This is a genomic window from Acidicapsa borealis (assembly GCF_059115245.1).
On sequence record NZ_JCACNY010000001.1, the window covers coordinates 5,789,209 to 5,804,939 of the forward strand.

Genomic DNA, 15,731 nt, shown 5'->3' on the forward strand with positions numbered 1-15,731 from the left:
ACCCCGCACCGTTACAAGATCAACAATGCCAATTACGAACGCAGCGGCCGCCTCGGCATCGACCACTTCTCTCTCGACCCGGATACCTCGGACCCGCTGGACTCGTACTTCCGCGTAGGCGTCTTCATGGGCGGAGGGCTCTTCAGCGAAAACGAGCTCAGCACCAAACCCAACCTCGCCCTGGCTGACCTTAACGAGTTCAGCCCCGCAGCTTTGACTACGCCCTCATAGACCGCTACGCCGACACCAGCGTCCTCGGACCCCTCCAGGCCTACTTCGAACAAAATCTCGGCAAGGAAAGCTGCGCACCCCAGACGTCGCTCCTCCGCTACTTCCTTCGCGTCGCCCCCGACTACGGCGCAGCCCAGGTAGCCGAATCTCTTAAAACGCGTAAAGACACAGCCTGCTACTCCACAGTGTTAACTGACATCGGCGACCGGTTCAAACCCGCCGAGCAGACCGCTATCGAAGCCCTGGACGATACCGATTCTGACGTTGCGAAAAATGCGGCTCAGGCGCTTGGCCGTTGGGGCTCGAGCGCTGCGGAAGCTCCGCTCTGGGCTCGCCTCGAACGACTCCACGAGGAGTGGAGCGGAAGAACCGAAGAATTCCAGCGTCAATCGTTCCCCAACCCCGCCACTGCAGGTAACGACGCTTACAGACTTGAGCTCTATCTCATCAGCAGCCTCGGGAAGGGCACTGCATGGCTTGCAACGTCAGAAAAGCTGACCCGTCTACAGAAGCTGACAATCCCGACCAGCCCGGCCAGCCCAAACTGGCAATGGACTAGCTCTCTTTCCGTTTCCCTCGCAACTTCCACCAGGCTGCGATAGCTTCCGCTCGCCTCGCCCCGGGATGCTCCCGAAAATATCTTCGAAAATGCCGGTTGTACTCCAACTGCTCAGGAATCGCTCGCGTCTCCCTCAGGCTCTCCCGCCAGCACCGCTCCACATCTCCCAGCCGCTTGCCCTTCCCAGTGTGAACAAACTCCCGCACCGCAGCATTGAAGCGAAACCCACCGCCCAACTCTCCGCGTAAAAAGGCCCCCAGCGCCGGGCCGCACCGCCAACCTTCCCCAATCACCATATCCATCCGAAACGCCGCTGGCATCACCCCGCCAGACCGTTTCGCTGTGACTCGCCCAGCCTTACCGGTCCCAGCCTTACCAGAACCAGCCTTGCCTGGCCCGACCCGCCGCCCGGCCAGAAAATCCAGTATCCGCGCCTCAATCTCCCGTTTCGCACCTGTCGGCGAAACTCCATGGGCGCGGCAAAACTCTACTAGCTCTTCTTTCAGCCAGTACCAAGCCGCAAACTCTTCCGCCGGCAACCCATCGCTCAACTCCGGCCGGTTACTCTTGTTCATAACATCTCCCGACTACCACCCCCGAAAGCCAAACCCAAATCGCCCGCCTCACCGCCCTCTAGAGCTCCCGCCACATCACCAGCGCATCCACATAACCCGCCGCCAGATGCAGGAACGCCCCCGGCAGCCGGCCTACCTCGGCAAAGCCGTATTTCCGCCACAGGTGCACCGCAGCCTCATTGGTGCTCACAACAAAATTGAATTGCATCGCCCGAAAACCCGCCACCCGCGCCCAGTCCAGCGAGTGCGCACACATCGCCCCGGCAATCCCGCGCCCGAGCGCCCACGCAGCCGTCGCATAGCCGCAATTGGCCACATGTGCACCGCCACCCTTCTGGTTCGCGCAGATAAAGTACGTGCCAACGATGGAACGTGTCCCAGTCAGCGGCCCATCTGGCCATACCTGCTCCGCTACGAAGACCGTCTTTCCCGGTGCAAACCAGTAAGCCAGCGCATCCTCGCGGTTCATCGCAGTTGGAAGCGCATAGGCGTCTCCGGCCCGGATCACCGGCTCCAGGATCTCCCAGATCGCGTCCAGGTCTTGCTCCTCCGCCGCACGAATCTCAATCATGCTCCCTAGTTTAAGAGAAACTTTCAAAACTCAGGAACTGATTGACATAGTTTAACTATGGGAGCAAACTGGCATAGTCTCACTATGCCAAAACCGGAGCCCACACATGGCCGCCCTCATCAACCGCAAAGCCGATCCAGCATCTGCTGCACTGGACCGCGACGAAATTCCCCCTGGCACCCTCTACCTTCTCATCCTGAAATCCCTCGCGCGCAGTGGCAAGCTCCACGGCTACCAGATCGCAGAGGCCATCCAGCTCGGCTCCGGTGAAGTCCTCCAGGTCGAAGAAGGCTCGCTCTATCCGGCACTCCAGCGCATGCTCATCAAGGGTTGGGTCACCGCCGAATGGGGAGTGACCGCGGGCAATCGCCGCGCCCGTTACTACACCCTGACCCCCGACGGGGAAAAGCAGCTCAGCATCGAAGTCTCCCAGTTCGAGCGGGTGATGGGCGCTATCAGCCGCGTGATTCAAACCGCGTAACTCAGCTCCAGCAGGTACGACCATGAGCATCGCCGCCGAATGGTTTCGCCGCATCCAGACACTCCTTCATCGCCGCCAGCTCAGCGCTGACCTTGAAGAAGAGATGCGTCTCCACCTCGAGCTCCGCCGCGCCCGCATCATCGAGTCCGGCCTGTCGCCGTCAGCCGCGACACGCGCCGCCCACCTGCGCTTCGGCAACACCACACGCATCAAGGAGAAAAGTCTCATGACCTGGGGATCTGAATGGTTTCAAAGCCTGCTACGCGACATCACCTACGGCGTCCGCGCACTGCTGCGCAGCCCCGGCCTCACTACCGTCGCGCTGCTGTCACTTGCCTTGGGAATCGGCGCCAACACCGCCATCTTCAGCCTGCTGGACGCCGTGATGCTGCGCTCGCTCCCGGTCAAAGACCCGCAGCAACTGGTACTCCTCGGCACCGGCGAATGGAACGGCATCAGCGACGGTTTCGCCATCACAGAGCTCTACTCCTATCCTTTCTACCGCCAACTGCAGCTGAAGAATCAGGTCTTCTCGCAGACCGCCGCCATATTCAGCATGCTCCACTACGTTCACGGCTTCGTCGATCAACGCGTCGACTCGGAGCTGATGAAAGTTGAGCTGGTCTCCGGCAGCTACTTCCCTACGCTCGGCGTCCAGGCCCAGCAAGGCCGCGTGCTCAACGAGTCCGACGACAACTCCGAAGGCGATCATCCAGTAGCCGTCGTCAGCCAGGCTTTCTGGAAGCGATCTCTCGCCAGCGATCCCAGTGCGGTCGGCCACAAACTCAAACTCGGCACCACGCTTTACACCATCGTCGGAGTAGCGCCAGCTGAGTTCTTCGGTACCAGGGTAGGAACTGCTCCCGATGTGTGGGTGCCGATGTCCATGGTGAAGTTCGTCCCACCCACCTGGGACGCCTACAAAGACAATTTCGCTGAAGCCAGCTATATCATTGGCCGCCTCAAGCCCGGCGTCTCCCTCGATCAAGCCACCGCGAACGTCAACCTGCTCTTCAACCAGATTCTGCGCAGCTTTCCGGACGCCAAGCTGAACCAGGAAAACCTGCAAAAGCTGGCCAAGGCTCACGTCCCGCTCACCCCCATGGCCACCGGCTTCACCTCGCTGCGCCGTGAATTCTCGCAGCCGCTGCAAATCCTCATGGCCGTGGTCGGTCTCGTCCTGCTGATCGCCTGCGCCAACATTGCAAACCTCCTGCTCGCCCGCTCCACCGCCCGCGCACGCGAACTCGCGGTTCGCCAGGCCCTCGGCGCGCGCCGTGCTCGCATCATCCGCCAACTGCTCACCGAGAGCCTGCTACTAGCGCTGGTTGGCGGAGCGCTCGGCGTCGGCTTCGCGTCGATCGCCAGTCGCGTTCTGCTCCGCATGGTTTCAGACGGCGAAGAAACCGTTCCTCTCAACATCGCGCTTGACTTGCGTCTGCTCACCTTCACCTTCGCAGTCACACTCATCACCGCCATCCTCTTCGGAACCATCCCGGCCTTCCGCGCCACCCGTCTTGACCTGACCGAAGCGCTTAAGGAAGGCCGCGGCCCTCAGGGAGCAGGCGCGCGCAATCCACTCGCCAAAGCCCTCGTCGTCTCGCAGGTCGCGCTCTCTCTCGTCCTCATGGTCGGTGCCAGCCTCTTCCTTCGCAGCCTCGTTAATCTCAACAACGTCGACCCCGGCTTCAATAAAGAGAATGTCCTCCGCCTCAACATCGACAGCGACTCGACCGGCTACAACGAAGACGACCCTCGCCTCAACGCTCTCTACCAGCAGATCGAGGATCGCGTCAGCGCACTGCCCGGCGTGCAGGCCGCCAGCTTCTCCTCCTTCACCTTCCATGAGGGCAGTTGGAACGGCTTCGTAATAGTTCCGGGTGTGCCCGTCAACCACGAACACGACGTCAAGCACAACGTCGTCGGAAAAGACTATTTCAAAACCATGCAGATCCCGCTGGTCGCCGGACGTGGATTTACATCGACAGACACATCCACGTCTCAACGTGTCGCCATTATCAGCGAACACATGGCCAAAACCCTCTTTCCTCCCGGCATCAGTCCCATCGGCCACTCCTATCACATCGGTGGCCCGGCCAGCCCCTTTGAAGAACAGGTAATCGGCATCGCTAAAGACGTGAAATTCGGCGACCTCCAGGAACGGCCAGAAGACATCGACTACCTGCCCTACACTCAGCGCTCGCAAGGCTATGGAGACTTTGAAGTACGCTATACCGGCAACTTCGACACCATCTCAACCTCAGTCCAGCAAGCCATCCACAGCGTGGATCGCACTCTGCCAATCACCAATGTCACCACGCTTAGTGAACAGGTCGCCCGCTCTTTCACCAATCAACGCTTAGTGGCCCAGCTCTCCACCTTCTTCGGACTGTTGGCCGTGTTTCTTTCGGCCATCGGCATTTACGGCCTCATGTCGTATGTTGTCAGCCGAAGGACGAACGAAATCGGAATTCGCATGGCTCTTGGCGCAGCCCGCAGCAATGTAAGCTGGCTCATTCTCCGCGAAATCGCTCTGCTTGTTGCCATGGGCATCGCCGTAGGCATACCAGTCACCCTCGCAGGAAGTCGACTGGTCGCCACCATGCTCTACGGGCTGCAGGGCACAGACCTGGCGAGTCTCACCGCTGCAGTAGGAGTGCTGCTCCTCGTAGCCGCGATAGCCGCCTACTTGCCAGCTCGCCGCGCTTCAAAAATCGACCCGATGGTAGCCCTACGCTACGAATAACCAATTGCGCGGTCAGAGCTCCTTGCCCATCTCGGGCATTACGCGCCAACCCAGCTTCTCGTAAACCGGCCTGCCCAGCTTCGAGGCATGCAGCACTTCAAAGACAATGCCGCGCCGGCGAAACTCTTCCTCGGCGCGCCCCATGAGCTCCATAGCCAGCCCGCGCCCACGATACGCCGGCTCCACAAAGACATTGAGAATGTAACCCCGTTCCGAATGGCTGGGATGCAGAAAATGCGGTGGCCAGTCCAGCACAAACAGCCCAATTCCCGCCACGACTGCGTCATCTTCCACCGCCAGAAAGCCAAAGTAGCGTCCATCGTTTAAGCGCTCCTGAAGCCATCTTGCAAAAGGCTCAGCCAACTCATCCAGCGTCGCCGCATCCAAGCCATCCTCGGCAAACATGCGCCGGCGATGATCGCAGATCATCGCATGATCGCTCGCAACTACTGCTCTGAATTCAACCATCTCAACAGTCTAAGAGAGCACCCCAGGAAAGCCGCGCCTCAGTCGCGTGCATCAGGCCCCAAAAATCCCCTGCCAGCCCGAATCGATTTCCAGCCAGAGGTCATACCAGCACCAGCTCCCGTGCATCTCCGCGACATGCAACCGTCCATGTCCCTCCGCGCAGACCAGCTCGGTCCCGTTCCACTCCAGGAAATTCCGCGATCCCGGCCCCACCCGCGTCGGTTCGCTCAGCAGCTTCAAACACCGCTGGCACCGCCGCTCCTGGTTTAACAGCGCCCAGCGCAACGCCGTCGTCACGACCACCGCCGAAAAGATCAGCTCCACCCAATCCAGCAGCCAGATCATGTGATCCAGCACCATCGGCCCCAGCATGGCACGCACCGGGCCCATCACCAGCATTGTCCCCAGAAAACAAACCACCAGCGTCAAGAGCACCTTGGCCACCAGAAAGAGATTCCATCGCGCCCGCGCTGAAAGCCCGGCCCATCTCTCGCCGCAATCCCACCTCAGGGGCCGCAGCGGATACGTGACGAGCGCCGCCAGCATCGCAGGCAAGACGACAAATCCATATCCGCCCATGAAATGCGTCACTAATCCAGACTCCAACGCTCGCCACGACCCGGCAACGATCCACTCCGCGCCCGCGCAAAAGATACAGCAAAATGCCAGCACAGCCAGGCAAAGTCCAGCCGACCCACGCATGCTCGATCGCAGCCAGTCCACTCGCAACCACCCGGCGTCAGCCAGCAATCCCCAGGCCAGACTCAGGTTCTCCTTGACCGGTCGTGGCCCATTCGAGGCCTGCCGCAGATGCCAAAGCTCCGCCTGCCACTCTCGCAGCCAGTCCCCCTGTTGGTGGACAGGCACAAGCCGGGACGCGAGCCGCAGCCAGCGGTCCAGTCGAAATCCTTCGGAAGATTGCCCCGCGACAGCGCTCATGCCGTAGTTACCGCCTTCTGGGGAATTCCCGACAGCAGCGGATACCGCTTCGTCGCCGTCCGCTCTGCTTCTGCGCCCGCTTTCGTCAGCTCATAGTAGCGCCGCGCCGGACGCTGCTCTTTTTGCGCCTCACCCTCGGCCTCCCACTTTGAAACCACCAGCGCGTCCCTTTCCAGCCGCCGCAGCGCCGGGTACACCGAACCGCTCGGCAGCCCGGTAACCTCCATGATTTCAAAGCCAAACTGGTACCCCAGGCTCAGCGCCCGAAGCAGAATAGCCACCGTATGCGACATCTTTCCAACACTCATAACCAGACCCGCGAAGAACGCACCATCACCATACTCCAAATGAGACTTGACGACTACATAGAAAGTGTACTACATAGGGTGTGCAAGTCTTGCATGCAAAGACTCAATTGCTATCAGCGCCAAAGGCGCGACGCCATACCAGCCCAGGGCAACGCCCTGGGTGGCGAACCGAAAAGGAAGCGATGAGGGCTGAAGGCCCGGCCCATCTACTCCAAATCGTCGAAGGAGAGCCACCATGCCGGAACCTCCCGTCCTCGAAGTCCAGAACGCCACCAAGCGCTACTCCACCATCCCCGCTGTGCAGAATGTCAGCTTCGCCATCCACCCCGGCGAAGTCCTCGGCTATCTCGGCCCCAACGGCTCCGGCAAATCCACCACCGTCAAGATGATCACCGGCCTCATCGAGCCCTCCGACGGCAAGATTTTCTTCCGCGGCCAGAACATCCACGACGACCTCACCCACTTCCGCTCCTACCTCGGCTACGTCCCCGAAGAAGCCCAGGTCTACACCCACCTCTCCGGCCTCGAATACCTCCAGCTCGTAGGCCGCCTCCGCGGCATGCCCGAAAAGCTCATCGACGCAAAAGCCCGCGCCCTGCTGCGGCTCTTCTCGCTCGAAGCCAGCCAGCACTCCGCCATCTCCGAATACTCCAAAGGCATGAAGCAGCGCGTCCTGCTCTCGGCAGCCCTAATCCACAATCCCCAGCTCCTCATCTTCGACGAACCCCTCAGCGGCCTCGACGCGGTCACCGCTCGCCTCTTCAAAGACCTGCTCATCCTGCTCGCAAAAGAAGGCAAAGCCATCCTCTACATCTCTCACGTTCTGGAGGTAGTAGAGCGCGTCTGCGACCGCGTCATCATCCTCGCCAAAGGCAAAGTAGTGGCCGACGCCTCCCCCAGCGAACTCACCACCCTGATGCAGCTCCCCAACCTCGAATCCGTCTTCGCCCAGCTAGTCCGCCAAACCGACACAGTCCAGCTAGCCCAGGACCTGGTGGAAGTCATGAAGTCCTGAGTGCACTCAGACCACTCCAGACTTTTTGTTTGTCATTCCTGAAGGGAATCCGCTGTTGTTTGTTGCGATAACCCACCACCGAGGACCACCATGCAAATCCTCCTGCAATCCAAATCCGACCCAACGAAGAAGCCAAAAACGATACCCCAGATCCTCCACCACCACTTCTTCCGCCGCTTCTTCGACAACGACACACTCACCACCGAAGGCGAAACCGAAACCACCGTCATCCGCGCCCTTTGCGCCTTCGCCACTCCGTGCGTCATGGTCGCCTTCTGGCTCGCCCCGCACTACCCCATCCGCGACTTCTGGGACGTAGCCACCGACCGCTACATCTTCGTCCTCTACTCCTTCGCCACCATGGCCGCCGTCGCTACCTTCCAGTGGGAGATGCTTTTCCCCGACCGCTCCGACTTTCTGATCCTCCTGCCGCTGCCTCTCAAGCCCCGCCAACTCTTTCAAGCCAAAGCCCGAGCCCTGCTCACCTTCCTCGGCATGTTCCTGGTGGCGGCAAACCTCCTCGCACTCTTCATCTTCCCCGCCATCAGCACAAAGAAGGAAAACAGCTATTTCCTCACCTTCTACGCCCACTTCGCCGCCGTCTCACTCGCCGGACTCTTCGCCTCCGCCACCATGCTCGCCATTGCCGGAATCGCCATCTGCCTGCTGCCCATGAACTGGTTTCGCCGCATCTCACCCGTCCTCCAGGCGCTCTCCATCACCGCAATCCTGCTCGTCTTCCTGACCTTCCCCCTCATCAGCACCAATCTCAAACCGCTCCTGAGCGCAAGCGGCACCGCCGTGTCTTCGAGTCTTGCCCAGTACATCCCGCCCCTCTGGTTCCTCGGCCTCTACGAACAAGTCAGTCTCGGCCCAGCAGCCCCAGCCGCCTGCGCGCAACTCTCTCAAACCGCCCTCATCGCGACAGCTCTCGCCCTCGTAGTCGCCATCCTCGCCTACCCGCTCGCCTGGCAACGCCAGAAGAAACGCGCCCTCGAAGGCGGCCACCACTCCTACGCTCCAGCCCGCAACCCCCTCACCGCCATCCTCGAGAAGACCCTCCTCCGCATGCCCCAGCAGCGCGCCGCCTTCCACTTCCTCACCCAGACCATCACCCGCTACCCGCGCTACCAGGTCTACCTCGCCCTCTACTCTGGCATCGGCCTGGCCCTCGCCATCGCCGCCACCCTTACACTCACAGAATCCGCAAATCACACCGTCACCGTGGCGATCTCAACTATCGGCATGCACACCGTCCTCCCCCTGCTCCTCGTCTGGATGGTCCTCGGCCTCAAAGCCGCCTTCGCATTCCCCGCCGACATGCAATCCCGCTGGGTCTTCCCCATCAACCTCCCCAAGACCAGCCCCGCCGCCGCACCCGCCGCCAACGCCGGCAAAACCTTTGTCCTGCTGGCCTGCATCCTCCTCACCGCGCTCAACTTCCTCCTCACGCTCGGGCAGCACTGGAGCTACTGGGCGCTCACCATCCAGGCCATCAGCGGCATCTGCTTATCGCTGCTCCTCACCGACCTCTTCTTCGTCGGCCGCACCGGCATCCCGTTTACGCGCCCACGCCTCCCCGGCCGCACCAACCTGCCCATCGTCTTCGTCCTCTACGCCGCCGTCTTCCCGGCCATTGTCATAGGCACAGTCCAGCTCGAACTCCACACAGAAACCCACGGCGAACTCATCTACCGCATCCTGCCCATAGCCGCCGTAATCCTTCTCATCCTCAAACTCGCCGACCACCTGGCCAAGAAAGGAATCATCGCTGACCTCGCCGAAGACGAAGAACCAGAAGGTCCCCAGACCCTCGGCCTCACCCGCTAGGCCAAACCGTCATTGCAGGACATGCGTACAATTCGCCCCGAATTTGCTACCGTCATAAGTGCCAGCAAGCAAAGGAGCAGAAATGTCCGCCTGTCCCCCGATCACCTTCCACGACATCTCCGAAGAAAAATACCAGTCGCTCGTAGCCACCGCCCAGGCCCAGGGCCTCGCCCTCGTAGGCGTCCGCGGAGACACCAGCTACCAGGGCCTCGACTTCACCTGGCACTACAACAGCGAAGCTCAATCCCTCACCATCCACTGCACCTCCAAACCCATCTTCGTCCCCTGCAGCATGATCGAATCCAGAATCCGCGCCCTCATCGCCTAGCCAATCACCACAAAAGCGGGTGCCCCACCTTCAACGCGTTGTGTGCGTTTAAGGTGGGTCCAAATTCGTGCAATGCACTAACCTAAAAGCGCAAAGCTCACAACCTCCATGAATCCCGCTAACTTGCTGACTTGCTAAAACGCGAAGCGTGCTAACTCGCTAAAATAGAACTGTGTCCCTCCGTTTCGAACTCCTAAGCACTCATCCATCCGGCGCCCGCCGCGCCCGCCTCCACCTGCCTCACCAGACCGTAGAAACCCCGGTCTTCATGCCCGTAGGCACGCAAGGCACAGTAAAAGCCGTCCCGCAAAACATCCTGGAGGAACTAGGCCCAGAGCATCAGGGCGCCCAGATCATCCTCGGTAACACCTACCACCTCTATCTCCGCCCCGGCCACGAACTCATCGCCCGCCACGGCGGCCTGCACAAGTTCATCAGCTGGCCCCGCGCCATGCTTACCGACTCGGGCGGCTTCCAGGTCTTTTCCCTCTCAAAGCTGCGCAAACTCACCGAAGAAGGCGTCCGCTTCCGCTCGCATCTGGACGGCAGCAGCCACATGTTCTCGCCCGAACACTCCATGAACGTCCAGATCGCCCTCGGCGCCGACATCTGCATGGCCTTCGACGAGTGCACCGAGTACCCAGCCGACGAAGCCCGGGCCGCCGAAAGCCTCAAGTACACCATGCTCTGGGCCGCTCGCAGCCTCAAGCACTTCCGCGAAAACCAGCACAAAGTCCCCTGGCATGGCGACTCAACTTTAGCGAATCCAACCAACGCAGACGGCACCCCCGCCAGCCAATCCCTCTTCGGCATCGTGCAGGGCGGGATGTACCCCCACCTCCGCCGCGAGTCCGCCGAGCGCTTAGTCGAGATGGATTTTGACGGTTACGCCATCGGCGGCCTGTCCGTAGGCGAACCCCGCAACCTCACCGTAGACGTGATCAACGAAGTCCTCCCCTACCTCCCCAAGGACAAGCCCCGCTACGTCATGGGCGTAGGCTTCCCCGACGAGATCGTCCAGTACGCCCGCATGGGCGTCGACATGATGGACTGCGTCATCCCCACCCGCGCCGCCCGCCACGGCCTGCTCTTCACCTCGCAGGGCCGGATGAACATCAAGAACAAGCAATTCGCCGAAGACCAGCTCCCGCCCGACCTCAACTGCAACTGCCCCACCTGCAGCCGCTACAGCCGAGCCTACCTCCGCCACTTAATGCAGACCGGCGAACCCCTGGGCGGCACCTTAAACAGCATCCACAACCTAGCCTTCTACCTCACCACCATGGCAAATCTCCGCACCGAACTAGACCAATCAGCACTCTGAGCCGCAACAAATCTCAGCTGTACAGAAGCAATTTAGGATACGGAGTTTTGTGAAAGGGCACGACTTCAGTCGTGCCGAAAAGGCTTATTTTAGACCGGGGCTTCAGCCCCTGCGGTATGCTTTGAGCAACCAACATGGGCCTGGACACCGTAGAAATTATCCTCAGAACCGAAGAAGTCTTCGCTATCGACCTGCCCGACGAAGAATGCGGCCAGGTCGTCACCGTAGGCGACCTCTATCGGCTCGTCCTGCGCAAACTGGGGCTGCCCAACACTCCCATCGACGCAGTACACCTGGATTTCTCTCAAGGTCGAAGCCGCGCCAGCGACACATACCCGTCGCTGACCTCATGGACCACGCCCGATGTCTGGCCAACTCTACAGGCCATCATCGAAAATCAGCTCCAGATCGATCGAGAAGAAATCACAGAATCCGCCACGTTCCAGGACGACCTACGCTGCGATTGAGCCAGCCAACACTAACCGATCTATGTTCCTATTGCACACAGAGCGATAACTTACTTGACTTACTTATAAACTCGAAGCGAGTTACCAGAGACGGCCAATCGCGCAAACGCCTGGCATATTATTTTCTAAATTTGGTGCAAGTGACAGGGATCGAACCTGCTTGCTCCGCAGAGCGTCCGGGTTACGGCCGGCTGCCATACCTTCACGGCGGCACTTGCACATCTTGGCGGAGACGGAGGGAATTGAACCCCCGGTGGCATCTTTCAATGCACACGCCGGTTTTCAGGACCGGTGACTTTACGCCAACTCGTCCACATCTCCGATTTCAAGCAATAAAAAACCCCTCCAGCCGGAGGGGTCGTTTACCAAAGATCATGACGATCCTCAGACACACGACCCCGTATCCAGCGAATAGCTGGACGACCGGTAGGAGCGTGAATAGAGAAGCGTCTTCATGGAAGTAACTCTACCAGATGTCGAAGCAAAGCCACAACAAATAAATCTTTGGGCTAACTTGCTAACTAGCTAATGCGCGTAGCGCGCTAACCCGCTAAAAGCTACCAGCTGGCATGCACCGAGTAAGTCAACGTAGCCTCACCCTTGGCCGGCACAGTCACCGCAAAATCCACTGTCTCCGAATCCTTCTTCACATAGTCGGTTGACTTAGCCGTAATCTTCCAGTTCCCACCCGGCATGTGCTCGATCACATGCACCGTCACCGCCTGCGCCTTCTGGTTCGACAGCTTCACCTCATACGAAGCATCGCTCGACTTCGAAGCCGAATGCGTCTCCGTCTGCCGCCGCGTCCCCGTCACATCAAACGCCTTGCCCGTCACAATCCCAATCTCCTGCTCCGCCGGCGTGTGCTCGATCATGCTCTCGCCCACAAACTGCACCTGCCCATCCGTATCCCGCCGGTACACCCGCAGCCGCCCCGCCGGAATCGGCATCCCCAGATGGTTCGCCTCGGAATTCTTCATCTTCTCCACCACCGCAACCTTGGTCGGATTGTTCTCGTCCGCCCCATCCAGCTCATACCGCCGCTGCACCGTCACGCCCGTGGCTTCAAGGAACTTAACCTGCTTCGTCTCCCCATCCTTCAGCGCCACCGTGCGGTGCAGATCATAGAGATGAAACTCATCGAAAGCCTTCTGCGTAACCTGCGGTGCAGGCGCTGCCATAAATGAAGCCGTTGCTCGAGCATTCATATCGTACGCATACGCCCGTGGCTGCGGCAGTTTCGCCACATCCCCAGCCATCAGCTCAATCGTCGCCTCCGGAAACTCCGTCCCGGTATGGTTCTCGATCGTCACCCAGCCCATCACATCGGCCTTCTCCGGGCCGGTCGTATCCTCGCTCGCCGGGATAAGGACGTTGTACGTCGCCTGCCACTTCATTCCATGCGTAATGTAGTCCAGCTCCGCCGCAAAGCTCTCCGCCTTACGCGCATCGATCCGCCACCGCAGCGTAGGCTTCAGCACCAGCCCATCCGTAGTAGCCGGAAACAGCGGCACCCCCGGCAACTGAAACTGCATCTTCCCGTTCACCTCAATCAGCGGCTCCCCACCAGCGCGAATCACCTTGCCCGGCACGATGATTCCCACCCCGCCCGTCGCCGGAGCAGGCAGCTGAAAGTCGATCGTCTGCCCCTCATATTTCTCCAGCAGCCACGCCTGCGAGACCACAGCAGCGTCGTAGTTCTGCTCCAGCACCTCAATCGGATTGTGACTCTCTGGATCGCGCAGCACGACAGAATCAGGCTCCAACTGCCGGGTAACGCTGGTCGTCGTCACCTCATTCACGCCAGCCTTCAACTTCAGCGGCACGGTCGTTCGGGCAACAGCAAAGTCCTGGTTGTAAATCGTCAGCTTCGTCGCCGTAGATGGCTCCTGCGCCAACCCCGTCCCCGCCACACCCGCAACCACCAAAAACCCAAACAACATCCGTCGCATACACCCTCACTTTCCCCATCATTTCTACAGCAGCACTCTCCGTTAGACACCGGACATGCAAGAACCGCGCCCGGAACTCCACAGAATTCACGCAGCAGCTATCCTGATGCAGAGGTGACCATGCCCAAACAGGAAGAGCTCTGGACCCAAGTAGACCACTACCTAAGCGAAACCCTCATCCCCTCCGACCCCGCCCTCGAAGCCGCGCTAGCCACCAACGCCGCCGAGGGCCTTCCCTCGATTGACGTCAGCCCCACGCAGGGCCAGTTTCTCCACATGCTCGTCAAGATCCACAACGCCAAACGCATCCTCGAAATCGGCACCCTCGGCGGCTACAGCACTATCTGCCTCGCCCGCGCGCTGCCAGCAGACGGCCATCTCATCACGCTCGAATTCAGCCCGCACCATGCATCCACCGCGCAGAAGAACATCGACCGCGCCGGCCTAAGCCACTTCGTAGAAATCCGGGTAGGTGCAGCCGCCGAAACGCTCCCTCAGCTCCACGCGGAATCCCTCCCACCCTTCGACATGATCTTCATAGACGCCGACAAGCCCAACAACCCCCTCTACCTGGATTGGGCCTTGAAGCTTTCCCGCAAAGGGGCAGTGATCCTCATCGATAACGTCATCCGCGAAGGCGAGATCGCCAGCGCTCACAGCCACAGCCCAGCAGTGCAGGGAACCCGCCAGATGTTCGCAGACATCGCCGCCAACCCGGCTCTCGAAGCCACCGCCCTCCAGACCGTAGGCAGTAAAGGCTACGACGGCTTCTCGCTGGTCCGCGTCCTCTAGATCCCGTCGCCGTCAGCCCGCATCCAATCAAAATCACGCGAAACCGGGAGTAAGCGAACCCCTGATGAACCAGATCACACCAGCCAAATCCAGCGCGGCCACCCAGGCTAAATCCATCACGCTGTACCTGCTTACCTTCGCCATTCTCATCCTGTGCGGCTTCATCGCCTACCCGTTCCTCTCCGCCATCGCCGGAGCCATCACGCTGGCCGTCGCCACCGACCGCCCCTATCGCTGGCTTGAGGCCAAGGTCCGCTATCGCAGCCTTGCGGCAGCCCTCGCCGTCATCACCATCACCCTCATCCTCATCACCCCCGTCTTCTTCCTCGTTGAAAAGCTTGTCTCTCAAGGACTCGCCGCAGTCACACTGCTCCGCAGTGGTGTGCCGCAACTGGCGGTCCAGGGCTTCATCAACAACCACCCCTCCATAGCCTCCCAATTTCGCGGCGCGATCAACCAGATCGACCTTTCCGACGTTCTGCAAAAGGCCGCCGGCTACGCATCCGGGATGCTCTCCGGCCTCCTCAGCAACTCCTTCGGAGCCATCACGCAGCTGGTCCTGATGGTCGTAATCCTCTTCTTCCTCTATCGCGACCGTGTCTTGGCCGTCACCACCCTGCGCGCGCTTCTGCCGCTCAACGAGCAGGAGACCGACCAGCTCCTCAAGGCCTGCAGTGACACTATCTACGCCACCGCCACCGGCCGCCTCGTCGTCTCACTGGTGCAGGGAACACTCGCCACCCTCGCCTACTGGTATCTCGGCTTCTCCGGAGCACTCTGGCTTGGCCTCGCCACCGTCATCGCCGCCATGATCCCCGTCTTCGGAGCACTCTGCGTCTGGGCCCCCATCGCCCTTTATCTGGCGATCACCGGCCACTGGGGCCAGGGCCTCTTACTCGCTATCTGGGGTGGCCTAGTCGTCAGCACCATCGACAACTATCTCTACCCGGTCCTGGTCGGCAGCCGCATCGAGCAGCACACCATCACCATCCTGCTCTCCGTCCTCGGCGGAGTAGCGCTCTTCGGCCTTCCCGGCATCATCCTCGGCCCGCTGCTTCTCTCCATCGCCAAAACTCTGCTCCAGATCTGGCGCAAACGCAGCGCACCTGAATACTCCACAACTAGCAGTCCCCAGGCTTAAAGCC

General features: G+C 60.3%; 16 protein-coding genes and 2 tRNA genes. 9 read left to right on the plus strand and 9 right to left on the minus strand.

Annotated elements, in window-relative coordinates:
* Window positions 1–419 precede the first annotated feature (419 nt).
* From AC5S27_RS23575 to AC5S27_RS23585, 3 genes are all read right to left on the minus strand, one after another.
* Window positions 420–620, minus strand: coding sequence for a hypothetical protein (locus tag AC5S27_RS23575; RefSeq protein ID WP_493937007.1), 201 nt, complete (start codon window positions 618–620; stop codon window positions 420–422).
* Between the two features lie 166 nt (window positions 621–786).
* The gene (locus tag AC5S27_RS23580; RefSeq protein ID WP_493937008.1) at window positions 787–1,365 is read right to left on the minus strand and encodes a hypothetical protein; all 579 of its coding nucleotides are present in this window, start codon (window positions 1,363–1,365) and stop codon (window positions 787–789) included.
* Between the two features lie 58 nt (window positions 1,366–1,423).
* On the minus strand, window positions 1,424–1,936 hold the full coding sequence (locus AC5S27_RS23585; RefSeq protein ID WP_493937009.1) for a GNAT family N-acetyltransferase: 513 nt from the start codon (window positions 1,934–1,936) through the stop codon (window positions 1,424–1,426).
* 106 nt (window positions 1,937–2,042) lie between these two features.
* On the opposite strand from AC5S27_RS23585, the gene AC5S27_RS23590 reads away from it, so the two are divergent.
* Window positions 2,043–2,417 carry a PadR family transcriptional regulator gene (locus tag AC5S27_RS23590; protein ID WP_493937010.1) on the plus strand — a complete coding sequence of 125 codons (375 nt, stop codon included), beginning with the start codon at window positions 2,043–2,045 and terminating at the stop codon, window positions 2,415–2,417.
* A 22-nt stretch (window positions 2,418–2,439) separates the two neighbouring features.
* Entirely contained in the window at window positions 2,440–5,163 is a 2,724-nt protein-coding gene (locus tag AC5S27_RS23595) for an ABC transporter permease (protein WP_493937011.1), read from the plus strand.
* A 12-nt stretch (window positions 5,164–5,175) separates the two neighbouring features.
* Here the strand turns inward: AC5S27_RS23595 and AC5S27_RS23600 are convergent, their stop codons facing one another.
* From AC5S27_RS23600 to AC5S27_RS23610, 3 genes are read right to left on the minus strand one after another with little or no spacing between them, the layout of a single operon-like run.
* Entirely contained in the window at window positions 5,176–5,631 is a 456-nt protein-coding gene (locus AC5S27_RS23600; RefSeq protein ID WP_493937012.1) for a GNAT family N-acetyltransferase, read from the minus strand.
* A 51-nt stretch (window positions 5,632–5,682) separates the two neighbouring features.
* On the minus strand, window positions 5,683–6,570 hold the full coding sequence (locus tag AC5S27_RS23605) for a hypothetical protein (RefSeq protein WP_493937013.1): 888 nt from the start codon (window positions 6,568–6,570) through the stop codon (window positions 5,683–5,685).
* A complete protein-coding gene (locus AC5S27_RS23610; RefSeq protein WP_493937014.1) occupies window positions 6,567–6,851 on the minus strand; it encodes a PadR family transcriptional regulator in 285 nt (94 codons plus the stop codon). Before AC5S27_RS23610 ends, AC5S27_RS23605 begins: the two co-directional genes overlap by 4 nt.
* 262 nt (window positions 6,852–7,113) lie before the next feature.
* Here AC5S27_RS23610 and AC5S27_RS23615 point away from each other — a divergent pair, with 262 nt between their 5' ends.
* The 5 genes from AC5S27_RS23615 (at window position 7,114) to AC5S27_RS23635 (ending at window position 11,842) form a co-directional block, all read left to right on the plus strand.
* Window positions 7,114–7,893, plus strand: coding sequence for an ABC transporter ATP-binding protein (locus AC5S27_RS23615; RefSeq protein WP_493937015.1), 780 nt, complete (start codon window positions 7,114–7,116; stop codon window positions 7,891–7,893).
* 90 nt (window positions 7,894–7,983) lie between these two features.
* Entirely contained in the window at window positions 7,984–9,723 is a 1,740-nt protein-coding gene (locus AC5S27_RS23620) for a hypothetical protein (RefSeq protein WP_493937016.1), read from the plus strand.
* 82 nt (window positions 9,724–9,805) lie between these two features.
* The gene (locus AC5S27_RS23625; protein WP_493937017.1) at window positions 9,806–10,051 is read left to right on the plus strand and encodes a hypothetical protein; all 246 of its coding nucleotides are present in this window, start codon (window positions 9,806–9,808) and stop codon (window positions 10,049–10,051) included.
* A 172-nt stretch (window positions 10,052–10,223) separates the two neighbouring features.
* Entirely contained in the window at window positions 10,224–11,375 is a 1,152-nt protein-coding gene (tgt, locus tag AC5S27_RS23630) for a tRNA guanosine(34) transglycosylase Tgt (protein ID WP_493937018.1), read from the plus strand.
* 134 nt (window positions 11,376–11,509) lie between these two features.
* Entirely contained in the window at window positions 11,510–11,842 is a 333-nt protein-coding gene (locus tag AC5S27_RS23635) for an acyl carrier protein (RefSeq protein WP_493937019.1), read from the plus strand.
* A gap of 132 nt (window positions 11,843–11,974) precedes the next feature.
* On the opposite strand, the gene AC5S27_RS23640 is transcribed toward AC5S27_RS23635, so the two are convergent.
* From AC5S27_RS23640 to AC5S27_RS23650, 3 genes are all read right to left on the minus strand, one after another.
* Window positions 11,975–12,060: transfer RNA gene (locus AC5S27_RS23640), tRNA-Tyr, on the minus strand.
* A 6-nt stretch (window positions 12,061–12,066) separates the two neighbouring features.
* Window positions 12,067–12,163, minus strand: a tRNA-Ser gene (locus AC5S27_RS23645).
* A gap of 236 nt (window positions 12,164–12,399) precedes the next feature.
* Window positions 12,400–13,794 carry a DUF4139 domain-containing protein gene (locus tag AC5S27_RS23650; RefSeq protein ID WP_493937020.1) on the minus strand — a complete coding sequence of 465 codons (1,395 nt, stop codon included), beginning with the start codon at window positions 13,792–13,794 and terminating at the stop codon, window positions 12,400–12,402.
* Window positions 13,795–13,914: 120 nt separating this feature from the next.
* On the opposite strand from AC5S27_RS23650, the gene AC5S27_RS23655 reads away from it, so the two are divergent.
* Both AC5S27_RS23655 and AC5S27_RS23660 read left to right on the plus strand, forming a co-directional pair.
* Entirely contained in the window at window positions 13,915–14,586 is a 672-nt protein-coding gene (locus AC5S27_RS23655; RefSeq protein ID WP_493937021.1) for an O-methyltransferase, read from the plus strand.
* Between the two features lie 64 nt (window positions 14,587–14,650).
* Complete coding sequence (locus tag AC5S27_RS23660; RefSeq protein WP_493937022.1) at window positions 14,651–15,727, plus strand: AI-2E family transporter; 1,077 nt, start codon at window positions 14,651–14,653, stop codon at window positions 15,725–15,727.
* Window positions 15,728–15,731 lie beyond the last annotated feature (4 nt).